General features: G+C 63.7%; 17 protein-coding genes and 1 pseudogene. 5 read left to right on the forward strand and 13 right to left on the reverse strand.

Features of this window, described 5'->3' with window-relative positions:
* Positions 1-356: 356 nt before the first annotated feature.
* From J7E82_RS12310 to J7E82_RS12320, 3 genes are read left to right on the forward strand one after another with little or no spacing between them, the layout of a single operon-like run.
* On the forward strand, positions 357-1,187 hold the full coding sequence (locus J7E82_RS12310; protein ID WP_214863021.1) for an ABC transporter ATP-binding protein: 831 nt from the start codon (positions 357-359) through the stop codon (positions 1,185-1,187).
* An 8-nt stretch (positions 1,188-1,195) separates the two neighbouring features.
* Positions 1,196-1,939 carry an ABC transporter permease gene (locus J7E82_RS12315; protein WP_214863057.1) on the forward strand — a complete coding sequence of 248 codons (744 nt, stop codon included), beginning with the start codon at positions 1,196-1,198 and terminating at the stop codon, positions 1,937-1,939.
* Complete coding sequence (locus J7E82_RS12320) at positions 1,936-2,556, forward strand: TetR family transcriptional regulator (protein WP_214863023.1); 621 nt, start codon at positions 1,936-1,938, stop codon at positions 2,554-2,556. The genes J7E82_RS12315 and J7E82_RS12320 overlap by 4 nt, the downstream gene beginning before the upstream one ends.
* A gap of 487 nt (positions 2,557-3,043) precedes the next feature.
* On the opposite strand, the gene J7E82_RS12325 is transcribed toward J7E82_RS12320, so the two are convergent.
* From J7E82_RS12325 to dxr, 5 genes are read right to left on the reverse strand one after another with little or no spacing between them, the layout of a single operon-like run.
* Positions 3,044-3,934 carry a DUF4081 domain-containing GNAT family N-acetyltransferase gene (locus tag J7E82_RS12325; protein ID WP_214863058.1) on the reverse strand — a complete coding sequence of 297 codons (891 nt, stop codon included), beginning with the start codon at positions 3,932-3,934 and terminating at the stop codon, positions 3,044-3,046.
* Positions 3,897-5,063 (reverse strand): flavodoxin-dependent (E)-4-hydroxy-3-methylbut-2-enyl-diphosphate synthase, encoded by a 1,167-nt coding sequence (ispG, locus tag J7E82_RS12330; RefSeq protein ID WP_214863025.1) that lies wholly within the window; start codon positions 5,061-5,063, stop codon positions 3,897-3,899. The genes J7E82_RS12325 and ispG overlap by 38 nt, the downstream gene beginning before the upstream one ends.
* A 45-nt stretch (positions 5,064-5,108) precedes the next feature.
* Positions 5,109-5,402, reverse strand: coding sequence for a YciI family protein (locus tag J7E82_RS12335; RefSeq protein WP_214863026.1), 294 nt, complete (start codon positions 5,400-5,402; stop codon positions 5,109-5,111).
* Between the two features lie 19 nt (positions 5,403-5,421).
* Entirely contained in the window at positions 5,422-6,753 is a 1,332-nt protein-coding gene (locus tag J7E82_RS12340; protein ID WP_214863028.1) for an RIP metalloprotease, read from the reverse strand.
* Positions 6,750-7,952 carry a 1-deoxy-D-xylulose-5-phosphate reductoisomerase gene (gene dxr / locus J7E82_RS12345; RefSeq protein WP_214863030.1) on the reverse strand — a complete coding sequence of 401 codons (1,203 nt, stop codon included), beginning with the start codon at positions 7,950-7,952 and terminating at the stop codon, positions 6,750-6,752. Before dxr ends, J7E82_RS12340 begins: the two co-directional genes overlap by 4 nt.
* A 39-nt stretch (positions 7,953-7,991) precedes the next feature.
* Here dxr and J7E82_RS12350 point away from each other — a divergent pair, with 39 nt between their 5' ends.
* Positions 7,992-9,479 carry a lipase maturation factor family protein gene (locus J7E82_RS12350; protein WP_214863032.1) on the forward strand — a complete coding sequence of 496 codons (1,488 nt, stop codon included), beginning with the start codon at positions 7,992-7,994 and terminating at the stop codon, positions 9,477-9,479.
* A gap of 48 nt (positions 9,480-9,527) precedes the next feature.
* Here the strand turns inward: J7E82_RS12350 and J7E82_RS12355 are convergent, their stop codons facing one another.
* Genes J7E82_RS12355 through J7E82_RS12385 form a run of 7 tightly spaced genes read right to left on the reverse strand, consistent with a single transcriptional unit; the run spans position 9,528 to position 17,563 of the window.
* Entirely contained in the window at positions 9,528-10,382 is an 855-nt protein-coding gene (locus J7E82_RS12355) for a CoA ester lyase (RefSeq protein WP_214863034.1), read from the reverse strand.
* A 38-nt stretch (positions 10,383-10,420) separates the two neighbouring features.
* Positions 10,421-10,960: a MaoC family dehydratase gene (locus J7E82_RS12360; protein ID WP_214863036.1), complete on the reverse strand. Its 540-nt coding sequence runs from the start codon at positions 10,958-10,960 to the stop codon at positions 10,421-10,423.
* A complete protein-coding gene (locus J7E82_RS12365; RefSeq protein ID WP_214863038.1) occupies positions 10,957-11,706 on the reverse strand; it encodes a CoA transferase subunit B in 750 nt (249 codons plus the stop codon). Before J7E82_RS12365 ends, J7E82_RS12360 begins: the two co-directional genes overlap by 4 nt.
* A 2-nt stretch (positions 11,707-11,708) precedes the next feature.
* Positions 11,709-12,575 (reverse strand): CoA transferase subunit A, encoded by an 867-nt coding sequence (locus J7E82_RS12370; protein ID WP_214863041.1) that lies wholly within the window; start codon positions 12,573-12,575, stop codon positions 11,709-11,711.
* Positions 12,576-12,600: 25 nt separating this feature from the next.
* Positions 12,601-13,764: an acyl-CoA dehydrogenase family protein gene (locus J7E82_RS12375; RefSeq protein ID WP_214863043.1), complete on the reverse strand. Its 1,164-nt coding sequence runs from the start codon at positions 13,762-13,764 to the stop codon at positions 12,601-12,603.
* 2 nt (positions 13,765-13,766) lie between these two features.
* Positions 13,767-15,950: a biotin carboxylase N-terminal domain-containing protein gene (locus tag J7E82_RS12380; protein ID WP_214863045.1), complete on the reverse strand. Its 2,184-nt coding sequence runs from the start codon at positions 15,948-15,950 to the stop codon at positions 13,767-13,769.
* 5 nt (positions 15,951-15,955) lie between these two features.
* Positions 15,956-17,563: a carboxyl transferase domain-containing protein gene (locus J7E82_RS12385; RefSeq protein WP_214863047.1), complete on the reverse strand. Its 1,608-nt coding sequence runs from the start codon at positions 17,561-17,563 to the stop codon at positions 15,956-15,958.
* A gap of 79 nt (positions 17,564-17,642) precedes the next feature.
* Between J7E82_RS12385 and J7E82_RS12390 the strand changes: the two genes are divergently transcribed.
* Complete coding sequence (locus J7E82_RS12390; protein ID WP_214863049.1) at positions 17,643-18,311, forward strand: TetR family transcriptional regulator; 669 nt, start codon at positions 17,643-17,645, stop codon at positions 18,309-18,311.
* A gap of 46 nt (positions 18,312-18,357) precedes the next feature.
* Here the strand turns inward: J7E82_RS12390 and J7E82_RS20695 are convergent.
* Positions 18,358-18,735 (reverse strand): annotated as a pseudogene (locus J7E82_RS20695) (hypothetical protein); the annotation flags it as partial.

The following is an 18,735-nucleotide window of genomic DNA, read 5'->3' on the forward strand; positions in this document are numbered from 1 at the left end:
AAACTACTGTTACTAATCTACCGGCTGCCGGAGACCGGTCCTGCCGCTTGGCTCTCCCGGGGGAACACAGAAGAGCCACGCCGCTGTTGAAGGAAGCCCCTGGCCGTTTACGACTGGTCATCCTGCAGTGACGTGGCTTCACGGCCAAAACGGCCGGAGGCTCTTTTTACATCCCCCTGAATCAGCCGTGCCCCAGCGGCACGGTAATCAAGAACTTATGTGATGGACACCACGATTCAAGCGGTCGACAGGGCGTTTCGGGCTATTGACCGCCGGGGTGGAGGGGTCTACTTTAAATTCATCAGCTGATGAATTAGCTGATGAGTTAGTGGTTGACAAGGACCGATGAGGCGGCCATGACCCACATCGCCAAACATAAAGCAGAATTCGGCACGCAAGCGGAAATCGGTACGCAGGACGCGGAGCCGTCCCTCACAGTTGCCATCGAAGTCGTTGGACTGCACATCACGCGGGGTCGCACCGCTATCCTGCGCGGCATCGACTGTACAGTCAACCAGGGGAAAATTACGGGTCTCCTAGGCCCTTCCGGCAGCGGCAAGACCACCCTCATGCGCGCCATCGTCGGCGTCCAGCGAATCACTCGAGGCAGTGTGAAAGTGCTCGGGCGACCTGCGGGCAGCCCTTCACTGAGGCACGAGGTCGGGTACGTCACCCAGGACCCCAGCGTCTATCCGGATCTCAGCGTGGAGTCGAACGTGCGCTATTTCGGCGCCATGTACGGCGCGACGGCGGCCGACATCACCGAGGCGATCGCCGCCGTCGGGCTTGAGCAGTTTGCCCGGCAAAAAGCCGCGGATCTCTCCGGCGGTCAATTCAGCCGCGTATCGCTGGCATGCGCCCTTGTCTCCCGGCCGCGGCTCCTGATCCTCGACGAACCCACGGTCGGCCTCGACCCCGTCCTGAGGGCCGAGCTGTGGGATAGGTTCGCAGGAATGGCGGACGCGGGAACCACGCTGCTCATCTCCAGCCATGTTATGGAGGAAGCCGGCCACTGCTCGTCGCTACTCCTGTTGCGCGAAGGCCGGCTCATGGCCCAGCTTTCTCCGGCAGAGCTAAGCCGACGAGGCCGCAGCGACGACCTTGAGAGGGCCTTCCTCCACGTCATTCGGGAGGCCGAATCAGGCGAAAGAGAGGCCGAATCCGGCGAAAGGGAGGTCCGGCCATGAATCCCCTCATGATGCTTGCCACTACACGGCGAGTCCTCGGCGAGCTCAGGCATGACCATCGCAGCATCGCCATGATCCTGGTAGTTCCGGCCCTGCTGCTCACGGCCGTCTACTTCCTCTTCGAAAACGAAACCCTTCCTCCCGGAGTCCCGCGAACGTTCGACCGGGTAGGACTCATGATGCTGGCCATCTTCCCCTTTGTGGTGATGTTCCTGGTCACCTCCATCACGATGCTTCGGGAACGGACTTCGGGAACCCTTGAGCGGCTGATGACGACGCCGATCCACAAGGCGGACCTGCTGTTCGGCTATGCCCTGGCGTTTTCCATCATGGCCGCGCTGCAGTCGCTCGTGGCGACGGCCGTGGCCTACCTGGTCTTCGACCTCGATATCCAAGGACCGCCTGGCTATGTGGTGATGATCGCTGTGATCAACGCCGTGCTGGGCGTGGCGCTGGGGCTGCTGTGCTCGGCGTTTGCGCGGACGGAATTCCAGGCCGTCCAGTTCATGCCAGTTGTTGTGGTGCCCCAGATCCTGCTCTGCGGGCTCTTCGTCGCCCGGGACCGCATGAACGACGTCCTCGAAGCGATCTCCAACGTCCTGCCGCTTACATTCTCCGTCGATGCCTTGCAGGAGATTGCGGCAAACACCGAAGCTACGCCCGCTTTGTGGGAGAACGCCGGCATCATGGCTGCGATTGTGCTGGGTGTACTGGTGCTCGCCTCGCTCACGCTGCGGCGGCAAACGGCGTGAGCGGCGTCCTTCCATCCCGTCGCGGACGGCGCTCGGGCGGTGCGGATTCCCGGGAGCAGATCCTCAACACGGCCCGGCGGCTTTTCGCTGAGCATGGCTTCGAAGGCACGAGCCTGCGGCAGGTTGCCCGCGAGGCGGAGGTGGATCCGGCCATGATCCACCATTTCTTCAAAGGAAAGGACGAGCTTTTCGCCTTGAGCGTGGAGCTTCCGGCAGATCCCGAACTAGTCCTCGCCGGCGTTGAGACCCAGCCTCCGGCCCAGCGGGCGGAGGCGATCATCCGCGCTGTCCTCCGGCTCTGGGAAAGCCCCGCCCAGCACGGGCTCGTGGCCTTCGTCCGCGGCACCATTGGCTCCAAGGCCAAGACGGCGCTCCTCAGGGAAATGGTCAGTCGGACCATCCTCAGCAGGATCATGGCCGGAGTTCCCGGCCCGGCCCAGGAGGTGGCACTTCGCGGAAACCTTATTGCGACCCAGATGGTCGGACTCATGCTGGTGCGCTATGTGGTCAGGCTCGAACCCCTGGCGTCTGCCTCGCCGGACGAAGTGGTGAGGCTGGTCGCGCCGAATGTGCAGAGGTACCTGACTGGAGACCTCGGCACATTCGGCACAGACTAGCTGTTTCTTCTGCGCGTGTTACCCAGAGACGTGTTACTTAACGAGTGCGGCGGCCTGGTCCAGCAGTGCACCGGCCCTGGAAACCGCGTCGGCTTCACTGGCGCCTCCCGAAGACACTGCGCCAAGGCACACCGCCCTTCACTACCTGACCCACAATTAGGGACTGTTTCCTGCCATCGGGCAAGGCTGTTTCCGTCTTCAGGCCCAGGGTCCCCGGCAGTGAACCAATCCCCTCCACGGGAGTGAGTGTCACGTTAGCTGTGACTCCCTTGACGCTCATGGACATGTTGCCGCACTTCTCCAGCTGAACGGACTGGCTGTCCAAACTCCTGGAAAGTAGTTCAGGGTCAAGTCCGGATGTCAGGGTAAGGGCAATGCTTGATCCCGCTGCCGCATCGAGGCTTACGGCTGCCGCCCAACAGTGCGCAGCATGACCTTATTCATTTATTCCCCCAGAGGATAGGAGTGAGGGCGGGCCTTTGCTCCGCTAGAAGAGAACTGTAGCGAACGTGCCCAATTGCCTGAAACCGACCCGTTCATAAGTCGCACGGGCACGCTTGTTGTAGTCATTGACGTACAGGCTGGTCACCGGAGCGTACGTCTGTGCCAGCTGCACGACGGCGGCCATGTACCCGGCGCTGAGGCCCAGGCCACGATATTCGGGATTCATCCAGACCCCCTGCACCTGGGTGGCGGCGGAGGTCACGGCTCCCAACTCCGCCTTGAAAACCACGGCTCCACTGCCGTCCACGTGAACAAGGGAGTGGCGCTGGCGGATGAGTCCTGCCACCCTGCGGCTGTAGTAGTCCTGTCCCCCGAGGAACGGGGAATAGCCCACTTCCTCCTCGAACATGGCGGCGCAGGCCGGGAGGATCCGGTCAAAGTCCGCCATCTGACCGAAGGCCAGCTGGGGGTTGGCCGGGATAGCGGGGGCGCCGGAAATGGCCAGCAGCGGCTGGCGGGAACGTACTTCGTGAGCGAAGTGGCCCAGTTGTTCAAGCCTGGAATAGAGCGAGAGCACTGCGTCAGCGGGCCCGAAGATGGACGCGTAGCGGCGACCGGAGCGGTGTGCCGCCATGGCCACGAAGCCCGCCAGGTCGGGATCCAGCTGTACCGGTACCAGGTTGGCGCCGGCCCAGCACGCACCCAGCAGGGTGCCGCCGTCGAACACGCCGAAAATACTCGCCCCGCTGCTGGTGGGCGCGGCGGTGCCTGCCCCGTCGAGGTGGGCGAGGAGGAAGATATTTGCGACCTCGTCCTCCATCGCCAACTCACGGAGTGCGTGCGTATCGGCAGCACCGAGTACCCGCACCGAGACGGCGGCGTAGGTGCCGTTCTCGTTACGAGACGCTAACCACGGGGCTACCCTTGACAGCATCTTCGCCATCGGCCTCCCCCATCTCTTCGGCTATGCGCATGGCCTCTTCGATCAGTGTCTCAACAATCTCGCTTTCGGGAACAGTCTTGATGACCTCCCCCTTCACGAAGATCTGTCCCTTGCCGTTACCGGAGGCAACGCCGAGGTCAGCTTCGCGGGCTTCCCCGGGTCCGTTGACCACGCAGCCCATGACTGCCACGCGCAGGGGAATCTCCATTCCCTCGAGCCCTGCAGTCACCTGCTCGGCCAGAGTGTAGACATCCACCTGGGCACGTCCGCAGGACGGGCAGGAGACGATTTCCAGCTTCCGGGGGCGGAGATTGAGCGACTGGAGGATCTGGTTGCCCACCTTGATCTCCTCCACCGGGGGCGCCGACAGCGAGACGCGGATGGTGTCGCCGATGCCCCGGGAGAGGAGCGCACCGAAGGCGGTGGCGGATTTGATGGTTCCCTGGAAAGCTGGCCCGGCCTCAGTCACGCCAAGGTGCAGGGGCCAGTCGCCCTTCTCTGCCAGCATTTCATAAGCAGCAACCATGATCACGGGGTCGTTGTGCTTGACCGAGATCTTGAAGTCGTGGAAGCCATGCTCCTCGAACAGCGAGGCCTCCCAGACGGCGGACTCCACTAGTGCCTCGGGGGTGGCCTTGCCGTACTTCTTCAGGATGCCAGGCTCCAGCGAACCGGCGTTGACGCCGATGCGGATGGACGTGCCGTGATCGCGGGCTGCGGCGGCGATTTCTTTGACCTGGTCGTCGAACTTACGGATGTTTCCCGGGTTGACTCGAACGGCGGCGCAGCCGGCTTCGATAGCTGCAAACACATACTTGGGCTGGAAGTGGATATCCGCAATCACAGGGATCTGAGACTTGCGCGCAATGATGGGCAGCGCCTCGGCATCGTCGGCCGACGGGCAGGCTACGCGTACGATATCGCAGCCGGACGCCGTGAGCTCGGCGATCTGCTGCAGGGTTGCATTGATGTCCGTAGTGGGCGTGGTGGTCATCGACTGCACGCTGATGGGCGAATCGGAGCCGACGCCGACCGAACCGACCTTGATCTGGCGGGTCTTCCTGCGCGGGGCGAGAACGGGGGGTGGTGCTGACGGCATTCCCAGGCTGACCGAGGTCACGTGGACTCCTTGAATTGAAGAGGTGGTTCTAGCGGTGATCCTGGCCTACGCGGAGTGGGCAGCCAGGAGTCCGATGATGGGGTTCCATTCGGTGGTACGGATTCCCGCGATGACGCCTGCCGCTGCGAAGGGGTCCTGCTTCAGGGTCTCATTCAGCTGCGCTTCATCCGCTGCCTTGAAAAGCAGCAATGCGCCCGCTCCATCGCCGTAGGGCCCGCTGGCGAGGAGCGTGCCATCCTCAGCGAGCCCGCCGAGCCATTCACGGTGCGCGGGGCGGAATTCGTTGCGGGCGTCGTCGGAATCGGCAGCATACACGTACTCAACAGCGAAAACAGTCATAGGGCTACCCTATCCAGTTTTAACCGAACAGGTTGACCGGCTTGACGATATCGGCGTAGATGAGGAGGGCGCCCATCGCCATCAGCAAGGCGGCCACCACGTAGGTGGCAGGGAGCAGCTTGGCGATGTCGAAGGCACCGGGGTCCGGCTTGCCGAACAGCTTGGCAACGCGTCGCCTCACGCCCTCATACAGTGCTCCGGCAACGTGTCCGCCGTCGAGCGGAAGCAACGGGATCAAGTTAAAGACGGCGAGCGCGAAGTTCAGGCCAGCCAGCAGGCCAATAAGCGCCCCGGTCCTGGACTGGAGCGGAATCTCTTCCATCGCAGCCACCTCGCCGGCCACGCGTCCGACTCCCACTACGCTGATAGGCCCATTGGGGTCGCGGGGTTCGGAGCTGAAGGCTGCCTGGGCAACGCCGGCCACCCGGGCCGGGAGGTTGAGGATCACGCCGGCCACCTGGGCGATATTGTCACCGGCCATGGGCAGCACGCTCGACGCCGGCTGGGGCACGAGCTTTGTCTGTGAGCCGACTCCGAGGAAGCCGACCTCCTGGTACTTGTTTTTGCCGTCGGCGTCCTTCTCCGGACGGCCGTCGCTTCCGATCACGGGTCGGGCCGACAGCACAGGGGTGACCGTGGCGGCCACGGTGGCGCCGTCGCGCTCCACCGTCAGGTTCACTTCCCGGCCCGCGGACGCCCGGATCCAGCCGGTGAGCTCATCCCAACTGGTCACGGCTTTCCCGTCGAAGGTCTTGATCACGTCATTTGGCTTCAACCCGGCAGCGGCAGCCGGGGTCAGCTTGCAGTCGGTCGAATCAGGATCCACGGTCTCCCCCGCAGCGACCTGGCACTTGGAGACGTCGGCGATGGTGGTAGTAGGGGTGGCAATGCCAAAGCCTATGAGCAGCACGGCTGTGAGGATCACGCCAATCAGCAGGTTCATGGCGGGCCCGCCGAGCATAATGGTGATCTTCTTCCACACAGGGAGCTTGTAGAAGACCCTGTTTTCGTCGCCCGGGCCGACCTCCTCATGCGCCATGGAGCGGGCTTCGGTGGCGAGGGTCTGGAACATTCCGGTGCTTGAGGGCCGCACGCCGCCGTCGTCCTTGTTTGGCGGATACATGCCGATCATGGCGACGAAGCCGCCCAACGGTATCGCCTTGAAGCCGTACTCCGTTTCGCCTTTCCGGCGTGACCAGAGGGTGGGGCCGAAGCCGATCATGTACTTGGTCACCCGGACCTTGAACAGCTTGGCGGGCACCAGGTGCCCCACTTCATGCAGCGCGATGGATGCCGCAACGCCAATTGCGACAAAGACGACGCCGAGAATGAAGAGGATGATGGAGTTCATGCTTGGTCTGCTGCTTCCTGGAGGGTCCTGCTGGCTAAACGTTCGTGGGTGCGGGTGCGTGCCCACCGTTCAGCATCCAATACCGACTCAAGCGTCAGCTCGGAAGATCCTGAATGCTCACTGAGGACGGCTTCCACCGTCTCAACGATGTCAGTGAAGCGGATGCGCCCTGCATGGAACGCATCCACTGCTTCCTCATTGGCGGCATTAAAGACGGCAGGGAACGTGCTTCCCTGTTTCGCGGCATCCTTGGCAAGCTCGACGGCGGGGAACGCGTCGGAGTCCAGGGGTTCGAAGGTCCAACTGGTCGCCTGGCTCCAGTCACAGGCGCTCGCTGCGCCTGGAACACGGTCCGGCCAGCCGAGCCCCAAGGCGATGGGCAGCCGCATGTTCGGCGGAGAGGCCTGGGCAATGATGGAACCGTCCACGAACTGCACCATGGAGTGCACTACGGACTGTGGGTGGACAACGACGTCGATCCTGTCCAGCGGAACATCGAACAGAAGGTGCGCCTCAATCACCTCAAGGCCCTTGTTTACCAGGCTCGCGGAGTTGGTGGTTACAACGCGGCCCATGTCCCACGTCGGGTGGTCCAGGGCTTCCTCCGGCGTGACATGCCGCAACTGTTCCCTGGACCGTCCCCGGAAGGGGCCCCCGGACGCGGTGAGGATGAGCTTGTCCACCTCGCGCTCGTTTCCGGAGCGGAGGCATTGGGCGATCGCGGAGTGTTCGGAATCAACGGGGACGATCTGACCGTCGGCGGCTGCGGCTTTGACCAAGGCACCACCAACGATCAGGGACTCTTTGTTGGCCAATGCAAGGGTTGCGCCTGACTTCAGCGCGGCCAGTGTAGGCGCGAGGCCGATCGATCCCGTGATGCCGTTCAGCACAACATCGGCCTCGATCCCGGCGATTCGGGTTGATGCATCCGGCCCAGTAATGATCTCCGGGCGATAGTTCCGCAGTCCCTCGGCAGCGGCTGCGGAATCAATCAGCTCCTGCAACACCGACGCATCGCCCTGGGCAATGCCCACCGCCTGGGCCCTGGTATGGACAGCCTGCCTGGCAAGGAGTTCAAGGTTGCCGCCTGCGCTCAGGGCCACGACCTCGAAGAGGTGGGGCGCGCCGTCGACGACATCAATCGCCTGTGTGCCGATGGAACCGGTGGACCCGAGAAGGACGATTTTGCGCGGCTGCATTGCTTAAGTATCCCGCACCGCAGGCGTACCGTTGTTGGCGTGGACTGGGTTGCGTGGTTTGACGCTACGGACTATGAGTTCGCCAGACTGGTGCTGCAACGAGGGGTGGCGGCTCTCTACTTCATCGCGTTCCTGTCATGCCTGAACCAGTTCCCCGCACTTCTTGGTGAGCGCGGACTGCTTCCCGTCCCGGAGTTCCTCGCCGTTTTCCGGCTGCGCCAGCCGGCGCTGTTCCGCTGGCGCTACTCCGACAGGCTCCTCCGGCTGGTGTGCATCGCGGGCATGCTGATCGCGTTGTTGCTGGTGCTCGGCCTGCCCCAGACGGGCCCGCCCTGGGTGCCGATGCTGGCGTTCCTGGCCTTGTGGCTGCTGTACATGTCGATCGTCAACGTGGGGCAGACCTTCTATGGTTTCGGGTGGGAAATCCTGCTCCTGGAAATGGGCTTCACTGTGGCGTTCCTGGGCTCGGACCAGACTGCCCCGCCCCAAACCATCCTGATCCTGCTGGTCTGGCTCCTGTTCAGGCTGGAATTCGGCGCCGGGATGATCAAGATTCACGGAGGAAGTGAATGGCGCGACCTGACTGCGTTGTACTACCACCATGAAACCCAGCCAATGCCTGGCCCCTTCAGCCGCCAGGCACATTTGCTGCCAAAGTTCTTTCACCGAGGGGAGGTCCTGGGCAATCATTTCGCCCAGCTTGCGGTGCCCTTCTTCCTGTTCGCACCGCAGCCCCTGGCGAGCATCGCCGCGGGTATCGTCATTTTCACGCAGCTCTGGCTTGTCGTCACGGGTAACTTCGCCTGGCTGAACTGGTCGGCGATCATCCTCGCCTTTGCAGCCGTCAGCGACCCGGTGGCCCATGCCGTGCTGCCGTTCCTGCCGCTGGACTGGCACGGCCACGAGGCAGCCGCAGCGGCCGGCAACGCCGTCGAAACCCCGATCTATTGGCTTGTCATTGTCCTCGCCGTGACGGTTCTCCTGCTGGTGCTCAGCTATTGGCCCATCCGCAACCTCTTCTCGCGGCATCAATTGATGAACGCCAGTTTCAACCGCTGGCGCCTGGTCAATACCTACGGCGCGTTCGGAACCGTGACCAAGCACCGCATCGAGATTGTGGTGGAAGGGTCCATGGAGCAGATGCCGGAGTCCGACGGCGACTGGCAGGAATACGGCTTCAAGGGAAAGCCGGGCGAGGTTCGCCGGATTCCGCGGCAGTGGGCGCCCTACCACCTGAGGCTGGACTGGCTCATGTGGTTCCTGCCGCTGCGGACCGTCCATGAGGACTGGTTCTACATGTTCCTTCGAAAGCTGCTGGAGGCGGACCCGGCGATCCTTCGGCTGCTGCGGCATGACCCGTTCGACGGCGAGCGGCCGCGTTGGGTGCGGGTCCGGCGGTATCTGTACCGCTTTGCGACACGGAAGGAATTCCGCGAGTCCGGGCAGCGCTGGGTGCGGACGCTGCTGTCCGAGGCGATTCCGCCGTCGGGCCTGCCCCGCGGCGAGCAGAAGCAGTCCGGGCGTTAGCCCTGGGTCCTCAGTTAGGGTGGGACCTCAGTTAGGCTGGGCCCTCAACTAGCCTTGGGCCCTCCGCAGGATGGATTCTGCGTGCTTCAGGATTGGCCCGTCGATCATCCTGCCGTTGAACTGGAAGACTCCGCTGCCAGCGGCACCCGCGGCCTGAAGGAGCTCCGCGGCCGCCACCACTTCATCCTCAGACGGCGCATACGCCCCCCGCACCACCGGGACCTGGTTGGGATGAATGCATGCTTTGGACCCAAAGCCGCTGGCCACGGCGTCCCGTGATTCCAGGGCGAGGCCCTCGAGGTCGGGAATGTTGACGTAGACGGCGTCAATGGCTTCCTTGCCGTGAGCCCGTGCTGCCATAAGCACGGTGGAGCGGGCGTGCTGGGCAACAGCCCGGTAGGCGCCGTCGTCGTTGCGGCTGGAGGTTCCGCCAAGGGAGGCGAGGAGATCTTCGGCGCCCCACATCAGCGCGACGACGTTCGGAGCGGCAGCGATCGCGGCGGCATTCAAGACCCCGGCCGCCGTTTCGCACAGGGCAATGACCTTATAGCCTTCTAGCGCGGCGAGCTGCTCCGCGCTTTCGGCCTTCGCCAGCATCACTGTCCGGTACGGGCTATGCGCCAGGCAGTGCAGGTCCTTTTCGAAGTCCTCGCTGCCTACAGGATTGACCCTGACGATGGTGCGGCTCGGTTCGAGCTCGGGGATCTCGGCGTCGGCTCCGATCTGGGCCAGGATGGCGCCCCTTGCCCTCTGTTTGTCGGCCGGAGCCACGGCGTCTTCAAGGTCCAGGATCACGGCGTCCGAACGCTCGGCGGCCTTGTTGTACCGCTCCGGCCTGTCCGCGGGGCAAAAGAGGAGGGCGGGGCCCATCGTGAAAACGAGATCGCTGTGCAATGCGGGCATCCTGGTTCCTTGGTCGTCGCTGGCGGACCGGTGCCTGTTCACGGCCCTGCGGCATCCGTGCTGACGGAGGCCTCATGGGCCTCCCTCAGCCACATCAGGCACGTCCTGGTGACCAGCGCCACCACCACCCCGTCCTGGTTGCGGCCGCTGTGCTGCATGATGACGATGCCCTGTCCGGGCCGAGATGACGAGGGCCGCTTGCCGGTAACCACCGTTTCCGTATACAGCGTATCGCCGTGGTAGAGCGGATGTGGAAAGGTCACGTCGCTCAGGGCGAGTTGGGCAACGATCGTGCCCTGTGTGAGTTGCGGAACCGACTGGCCCACCACCGTGGCGAGGGTGAACATGGAGTTGACCAGCCGCTGGCCGAAGGGCTGCGTTGCGCTCCATGCGGCGTCCAGGTGGAGCCCTTGGGTGTTCATGGTCATGGTGGTAAAGAGCACGTTGTCGGCCTCGGTGACGGTGCGGCCGGGTCTGTGGACGTAGACAACCCCTTCCTCAAGCTCGTCGAAATACAGTCCTCGCTGCTTGATCAGGCGTTGGCCTGTCTCCCGTTCCCCCGGGCCATTCGCCGTCATACGGTCAGTTCCTGGTCTTCCTCGAAGAGCTCGACGCCGGTCGCGGCGGCAACGTCCTCGACCAAAACATTGGGGGCCAGTTCGCGAAGTACCAGCCTGGGTTCACCGTCCCCGGTGACGACGTCGATGACGGCGAGGTCGGTGATGATGCGGTCCACGCACGCCTTTCCGGTCACTGGCAGGGTGCACTCTTTGACAATCTTCGGCCTGCCGTTCCGGTCCACGTGCTCCATCATCACGATGACCTTTTTGGCTCCGAAGACCAGGTCCATGGCCCCGCCCATTCCCTTTACCATCTTGCCCGGAATCATCCAGTTGGCCAGGTCCCCGTTTGCTGCGACCTCCATGGCCCCGAGGACGGCCACGTCAACATGCCCTCCCCGGATCATCCCAAATGAGGTCGCGGAATCGAAGAATGCGGCGCCGGGGTTGACCGTGACCGTCTCCTTGCCTGCATTGATCAGGTCGGGATCCACCTGATCCTCAGCCGGGTAGGGACCGACGCCCAGGATGCCGTTCTCCGAATGCAGGATCACCTCTACACCTGCCGGGATGTAGTTGGGGATGAGGGTGGGCATTCCAATACCCAGGTTGACGTACTGCCCGTTGCTCAGTTCCTGTGCCACACGGGCGGCCAGTTCATTGCGCGTCCACCCTTTGCCGTGATGCTCCACGGCGGCACCCCGATATTCGTGGCGCACCGACTCGGGGCGGGGAGGGATGTCCGGCGAGCTGTTCGATTCCATGGCTAGGCTCCTTCTTGGCTGCTGGCGATCCGGGTGCTGCCGGTTCCGGTGGCACCCGGATCGGTGGTGCCCGTTCCAGTGGCGCCGGTGACTCCGGCTCCTGCCGCCGGGGAGGAGGACGCCAGCGCGACGGTCCGCTTTTCGATGCGCTTCTCGACCGCCGGTGCGTGGACAATCCTTTGGACGAAGATGCCAGGAGTGTGGATATGCTCCGGGTCCAGCTCCCCCGGTTCAACAAGCTCCTCAACTTCCGCAATGGTGATTCGTCCGGCCATGGCGCACAGGGGGTTGAAGTTCATGGCGGTTGCGTGGAAGACCAGGTTGCCATGCCGGTCCCCCTTCCAGGCATGGACAAGTCCGAAGTCGGGAGTCAGGGACTCCTCGAGCACATAGTCGGCCCCGTTGAAGTTCCGGACTTCCTTGGGCGATGAGGCGACGGCGATGGCACCGTTAGAGTCGTACTTTTGCGGCAATCCGCCCTCCGACACCTGCGTTCCGACACCGGCTTTGGTGTAGAAGGCTGGAATACCGGCGCCACCGGCCCTCAGCTTCTCCGCCAGCGTCCCTTGGGGCGTCAGCACCACTTCCAGCTCGCCGGCGAGGTACTGGCGGGCGAACTCCTTGTTCTCCCCCACATAGGAGCTGACGGTGCGGCGGATGCGGCCGTCCTTGAGCAGGATCCCAAGGCCCCAGTCATCCACGCCGCAGTTGTTGCTGACCGTTTCCAGGTCCCTGGTTCCCTGCGCGTGGAGCGCATCGATCAGGGCCACCGGGATGCCGCAGAGTCCAAAACCGCCGACGGCGAGGGAGGCGCCGTCGGGAATGTCCTTGACCGCTTCAGCGGCAGTGGCCACCACTTTGTTGATCATCGTCGATCCTTCCGGCGTTGTGGGACTAAAGTCCCAGCTCACGGGCGATGAGCATCAGCTGTACCTCGGTGGTGCCTTCCCCGATTTCCAGGATCTTGGAATCGCGGTAATGGCGCGCCACTGTGGATTCGTTGATGAAGCCATAGCCGCCGAACACCTGGGTGGCGTCCCGCGCGTTGTCCATGGCTGCCTCGCCTGCGACCATCTTAGCGATGGCCGCCTGGGTCTTGAACGGCTTCCCGGCCAGCATTCTGGCGCCCGCATCGTAGTAGGCAAGCCGGGCAGTGTGCGCCCGTGCCTGCATCCGTGCGATCTTGAACTGGATGCCCTGGTACTTGCCGATCATGGTGCCGAACGCATGCCGTTCCTTGGCATATTTCACGGAGAGGTCCACGCACGCCTGGGCCGCTCCGGTGCCCAGGGCCGCGATGGCGATCCTGCCCTCATCCAGGACAGTCAGGAAGTTCGCGTATCCCCGGCCCTGCTCGCCCAGCAGGTTCTCCTCGGGCACATGGACGTCCTTGAGCGTCAGCGGATGCGTGTCCGAGGCGTTCCAACCCACTTTGTTGTAGGCCTTCTCTGCTTTGAAACCCGGAGTGGAGGTGGGCACCAGGATGGTGGAGATCTCCTTCTTGGTTGACCCGTCCTCCCGGTCAGTGAGCCCGGTGACCGCCGTAACCGTGACCAGAGTGCTGATGTCCGTGCCCGAGTTGGTGATGAACTCCTTTGTGCCGTTGATGACCCATTCGCCGTCGACGAGCCGTGCACGGGTCTTGGTGCCGCCGGCGTCGGAGCCTGCTTCCGGCTCCGTCAGGCCGAACCCGGCCAGCGCCTGCCCGGAGGCCAGCGGCGGAAGCCACTGTTCCTTTTGAGCCTGGGTGCCAAAGCGGTAGATGGGCATGGCACCAAGGGACACACCAGCCTCTAGGGTGATGGCCACCGACTGGTCCACCCGGCCAAGCTGCTCGAGTGCAAGCGCCAAAGCGAAGAGGTCACCACCCATGCCGCCGAACTCTTCCGGGAACGGCAGCCCGAAGAGCCCCATCTCCCCCATCTGCTTCACGATTTCGTAGGGGAAACTGTGCTCTTCGTCGTGCTTCGCGGAGACCGGCGCAACAACTTCATCGGCGAACTCGCGCACGGTGTTGCTGAGGTCCTGGTACTCCTCGCTGAGCTCGAAACTGGCCATGGTCAGGCCTCCTTGCCTTTCGTTGTTCGGTCTTTCGTTGTTCGGTCTTCCGTTGAACGCTCTTGTGGTGCGCTGTTGGCTTCTTCGATGACATGGATGGTGGCGAGGACCTGGTCGGCCTTGACCAGGTCGCCCTTCCTGACGCCCAGGTGCAGCTTGCCGGCGACCGAGGCCGTGAGCTGGTGCTCCATTTTCATTGCCTCTACGGAGAGCAGCGCCTGCCCGGCCGCAACGCTTTCACCGTCGGTGGCCAGAACGGCAACAACGGTGCCCGGCATCGGAGATCGGATCTCCGGATCCGCGATGTCTTCCTCCCGCTGGATGCCGGCCAGGATTCGCTGCAGCCGCGCCTCCCGGTCAACGACCTCAAGACTGCAAGACCAGCCTTCATTGCCAATCCAAAGTTTGGAAGGCGAGCCTTCGCCGAACGCAAAACGACGCGCCACGCCGTCGACTTCCGCCACAATCCATGGCGAAGGCGCCTGCTCAAGGCTGAAGGCCGCATCGTGGGCTCCGTTTTTGTCCACGTGATTGTCCACGCTGGCGGTGTAACCGCCGTCGCGCTCCAACGCCAGCGACACGGTTGCCTTGGAGCCGTCCGGGAGGCCGAAAGTGGTCCGGAGCGGGGCTGCGTCGCCCAGCCGCCAGCCGTCCCTCATGCTCCATGGAGAGTTCCGCTGCGCGTCAGTGGCTGCAACTGCAGCCGGGGAGGCCAGGCGGAGGTAGCCTGCTGCCGCGATAAGTTCGACCTCCCCGGGCTCCCTGAACCGCAGGCCTGGCAGCTTCCGCTCTATCAGGTTGGTGTCCAGCCGCCCGGCCCGGACTTCGTCGTCATTCACCAGCAGCCGCAGGTATTCAACGTTCGTGTGCAGGCCCAAGAGCGTGTACGCCCCGAGCGCGGTATCAAGCCGGTCCAGGGCCGCCTTCCGGTCTGGCGCCCACGCGATGACTTTCGCGAGCATCGGGTCATAGTCACCGGTCACCGTGAGTCCCGGGAGCATGGCCGAGTCGATCCGCACGTGCGGGTCCGCCAGCTCGCCGCTCCGTTCGACGGGTTGCGCTCCGCGCTCGTCGAGGGTAACCACCCTGCCGAAGGACGGCAGGAAATTGCGCTCCGGCCGTTCCGCGTAGATTCGCGCTTCGGCAGCATGGCCTGTAAGTACGACGCCGGACTGGGACAAGGTGAGTTGCTCACCGGCCGCTATGCGGACCTGCCATTCCACGAGGTCGACGCCGGTGACCATTTCGGTTACGGGGTGCTCTACCTGCAGGCGGGTGTTCATTTCCATGAAGTAGAAGTGCTCGGGGTCCTCGTTCGAGACGAGGAACTCCACGGTCCCGGCTCCGCTGTAGTTCACCGAACGGGCGGCGTCGCAGGCAGCCTGCCCCAGCCTGTTGCGGATCGCGGTCCCATCCTGGAGTGATTCCAGGAGCGGTGAAGGCGCTTCCTCGATGACCTTCTGGTGGCGGCGCTGGAGTGAGCATTCGCGCTCCCCCAGATGGATGATGTTGCCGTGGTTGTCGGCAAGGATCTGGACTTCGATGTGCCGGGGTTCGAGCACAAGGCGTTCCAGGAAGAGGGTGTCATCCCCAAAGGCGGCGGCAGCAACGCGCCGTGCCGCCTTGAGCGTGAATTCCAGCTCGTCCTGGCGTTCCACGATGTACATCCCCTTGCCTCCACCGCCCGCGGAGGGTTTGACGAGGAGGGGGTAGCCCACAGCCTGCGCAGCGTCCAGGAGGTCCGCGTCGCTCAGGCCGGGCTTCGCGATTCCGGGCACGCACGGCACGCCGTAGTCCATAACGTGGTTCTTGGATCGGATCTTGTCGCCCATGATTTCGATTGCTTCAACCCCCGGGCCAATAAACGCGATCCCCGCGGCATCAAGGGCCTTGGCGAAGGCCACGTTCTCAGCCAGGAAGCCGTAGCCGGGATGGACAGCCTGGGCGCCGCTACGGAGGCAGGCACCAATAATGGCATCGATCCTCAGGTAGCTGTCGGCGGCAGGGGCCGGGCCGATGTGTACTGCGGCATCAGCCTCCAGGACATGGCGGGCTCCAGAGTCGGCGTCGGAGTAGACGGCCACCGAGCGGATGCCCATGGACCGAAGTGTGCGAATCACGCGGCACGCAATTTCGCCGCGGTTGGCCACCAGGACGGTGGTGAAGGGTGCCGAATCCAAGGTCATGGGAGTCACATCCGGAAGAGGCCGAAGGAGGTTTCCGGCAGCGGCTGGCGCGAGACGACGTCGAGGGCCATCCCCAGCACCCTGCGAGTGTCGGCAGGATCGATCACGCCGTCGTCCCAGAGTCTGGCCGTTGAGTAGTAGGGGCTCCCCTGCTCCTCATACTGCTGCCTGATGGGCGCCTTGAACGCCTCTTCCTCTTCGGCTGGCCATTGCTGCCCGGCCGCCTCAAGCTGGTCCCTTTTTACTGTGGCCAGGACGCTGGCGGCCTGGTTTCCGCCCATGACGGAGATCCTGGCGGCCGGCCACATCCAGAGGAACCTTGGCGAATAGGCGCGCCCGCACATCGAGTAGTTTCCGGCGCCGAAAGAGCCCCCGATGATCACTGTGAGCTTCGGGACCCGGGCTGTGGCCACTGCAGTGACCATCTTGGCCCCGTTCTTGGCGATTCCTCCCTGTTCATAGTCCCGGCCGACCATAAAGCCCGAGAGGTTCTGCAGGAACACGAGTGGGATGCCACGCTGGTCGCAAAGTTCTATGAAGTGGGCACCCTTCAGGGACGATTCGCTGAACAGGACTCCGTTGTTGGCCACTATTCCCACGGGATGACCATGCAATCGCGCAAAACCGGTTACGAGGGTTGTGCCGTAGTTCTTCTTGAACTCATGGAAGCGGGAGGCGTCTACCAGGCGGGCTATGACTTCCCGGACATCGTAGGCGGCGTTGACGTCCACCGGCACTACCCCATACAGCTCCTCCTGGTCCACCGCAGGTTCCACGGACTTCGTGACATCCCAGGCGGGCGCTGCTGGCATTGGCAGTGTGGCGACGATGTCGCGCACAATTTCCAGGGCATGAAGATCGTTCTCTGCCAGATGATCCGTAACACCGGAAATCCTGGAATGCACCTCCCCGCCGCCCAGTTCCTCTGCCGTGACGATTTCGCCGATTGCGGCCTTTACCAGGGGCGGTCCTCCCAGGAAAATCGTCCCCTGGTTCCGCACAATCACCGTTTCGTCGCTCATGGCCGGCACATAGGCTCCGCCGGCGGTGCAGGAGCCCAGGACGGCAGCGATCTGCGGGATGCGGGCGGCGGACATCCGGGCCTGGTTGTAGAAGATCCGGCCGAAATGCTCCCTGTCCGGAAAGACCTCGTCCTGCTTGGGCAGGAATGCACCGCCCGAATCCACCAGGTAGATGCAGGGGAGGCGGTTTTCGAGCGCGATCTCCTGGGCGCGCAGGTGCTTCTTGACGGTCATGGGATAGTACGTGCCGCCCTTGACGGTGGCGTCGTTGGAAATGATGAGGACATGGCGTCCGTGGACCAGCCCGATGCCTGCAATCACCCCGGCTCCGGGCGAATCGTCGTTGTACATGCCGTTTGCCGCCAAGGGCGCTATTTCCAGGAACGGGCTGCCGTCGTCGAGAAGCTGGTCAATGCGTTCACGCGGCAGCAGCTTGCCGCGTGAGACGTGGCGTTCTCGGGACTTTTCCGGGCCACCCAGCGCTGCCTTGGCCAGCCGCTCCCGCAGTTCCCGGACCAGCTGCAGCTGTGCTTCCCGGTTGGAAGCGAACGCCGTTCCGGCGGCGTCGAACTCAGTGGCGATGGTCTCCATGGACTCTTCCATTCCCGGCCCGTGGCCATTTCGGTTAGTACCGTGTAACTGAAATTTAGGTTAGTCTCTATTAACTGTGATGTCCACCACAGGGTGTGCGTCAGGGCAGTCGGACAGGGCCGTGCCAACAGGGACCATAGGAGGGCGAGTGCGCATCACCCAGCGGGGCCAGGCGAAGGAAAGCCGCCGGCAGGCCCTCCTGGCCGCGGCGGCCGGGCTCTTTGCCGAAAGTGGCTTCAACCGCGTGTCCCTTGAGGATCTCGGGGCGGCGGCCGGGGTCAGCGGGCCGGCGGTGTACCGCCATTTTCCCGGCAAGCAGGCGGTGCTCGGCGAACTGCTGCTCAGCGTAAGTCGGGACTTGTTGGACGGAGGCCGGGATGTGGTGCTGGGATCGCCCGGAGCTCCGGAGGCGCTGCGTCGGCTTGTGGCATTCCACGTCGATTTCGCGCTGCGCAACCCCGACGTCATTCGAGTGCAGGACAGGGACTTCAGCAACCTCACTGAAGCGGACCAAGCCGAGGTTCGGGCGCTCCAGCGCAGCTACGTGGAAGTGTGGGTAGACGTCCTCGCCCGGCTTTTTCCGCAGGTAGAGGCAAGTGACCTGCGCGTTCGCGCCCATGCCGCTTTTGGGCTCATCAACTCAACTCCGCACTCTGTGCGGCACCACGGGCGTCGGATGGCCGTGAAGTCCGCCCGGCCCATTCTCGAGCACATGGCGATGGCCGCCCTTACGGTCCCCGCGGACTAGTAGCGGGCATGTTCGTAAGTTACTCCTGGCTGCCCGACGGTCGCTGCTAGGCGGCGGGCCTTATGGCGGCGTAGCTGCGCCGGGTGTAGGTGCGGCGTCGTCTATCGGTCTGGCCCACGGGCGCAACCGCCAATCGGGTTGGCGGGAGTGGAGGATTTTCCAGCCTTGCATGATGCCGGGATCTCGTACGCTGGCGGATTTTCCGGCGCCGATGGCCAAGCGCGGTTGCGGGGAGCCCGGTCGGCGCTTGCCGTTCCCGTCGGCTCTGATCGCTAACGCTGGTTCCGGGCAGTGGGGGCGCGGTGGAGTGGTAGGTGTGGGCTGTGGGTGTGCGGTATTCGATGGTGTGTTGGGGTCCGGGGCTTGGTCTGGTGGTCCAGCCGGGGTTCTCTTTGGTGTGGTTGCAGGCTTCGCAGAGGCCTGC

Source organism: Arthrobacter sp. ISL-30 (assembly GCF_018613855.1).
Taxonomy (GTDB): domain Bacteria; phylum Actinomycetota; class Actinomycetes; order Actinomycetales; family Micrococcaceae; genus Arthrobacter.